The organism is Psychrobacter pasteurii, assembly GCF_900162815.1.
In the GTDB taxonomy this organism is placed as follows: domain Bacteria; phylum Pseudomonadota; class Gammaproteobacteria; order Pseudomonadales; family Moraxellaceae; genus Psychrobacter; species Psychrobacter pasteurii.
Map to the genome: position 1 here is coordinate 1 of NZ_FUGD01000023.1, position 847 is coordinate 847.

The following is an 847-nucleotide window of genomic DNA, read 5'->3' on the forward strand; positions in this document are numbered from 1 at the left end:
TAGGGCGTGTCCCTAATTTGAAAAATACAGATAAAGCCTTATTTTAATCCTATATATCAACAAAATATAGGGAAACTCAAGCCATGGCGAGAACAGTAATAACTGACAACATATGGGAACAACTACAAACAACAATGAAGGCTCACGGCTGCCATCAATGGAAGAATGACCGCACCGTAATGGAAGCCATACTTTGGAAACTAAGAACAGGTGCTCCATGGCGAGACATACCTACCGAACTAGGTCCATGGAAAACAGCTTATAACCGCTTTAATCGATGGTCTAAAAAAGGGCTATGGCAGAATTTTTTTTTGACCTACGAACACAAACTGATAAAGAGTGGGTATTCATTGACGGAAGTTATGTACGGTGTCATCAACATGCAAGTGGAGCTCGGCGTGGTGAAGAGCGAGCAATTGGACTCAGTCGTGGCGGAAACACGACAAAAATACACCTATGTGTGGACGCGCATGGAAATCCGATCGATTTTAAAATCACTGGGGGTGAAGTGCACGACAGTCAAGTTGCGAACGACCTAATAGAAGTGATTGAACAGGCAGAATATTTTATAGCTGACAAAGGATACGATTCGCAGAAAATCAGAGATAAAGCGATAGAACATGGCATGAAAGCGGTTATTCCTAGAAGAAAAAATACGAAACAACCTAACCCAGAGTTTGACAGTTACCTTTATAAATTACGCCATCTAGTTGAAAATATGTTCGCTCGATTAAAGCATTTTCGCAGTATAGCAACACGCTATGAAAAGCTAGCACGCAATTTTAAATCTATGCTTTACCTAGCTTGTACTATTATTCACTGTAAGTTAAATTGAGGACACGCCCTA

General features: G+C 40.6%; 1 protein-coding gene. It reads left to right on the plus strand.

Translation table 11 applies throughout. The features are described 5' to 3' along the window. Positions 1-83 precede the first annotated feature (83 nt). Positions 84-835 (plus strand): IS5 family transposase gene (locus tag A1232T_RS00265; protein ID WP_143513922.1). Its coding sequence is split into 2 segments (ribosomal slippage): positions 84-297 and positions 297-835, totalling 753 coding nucleotides; the frame shifts between segments, so codons are not numbered across the junction. Positions 836-847: the final 12 nt, after the last annotated feature.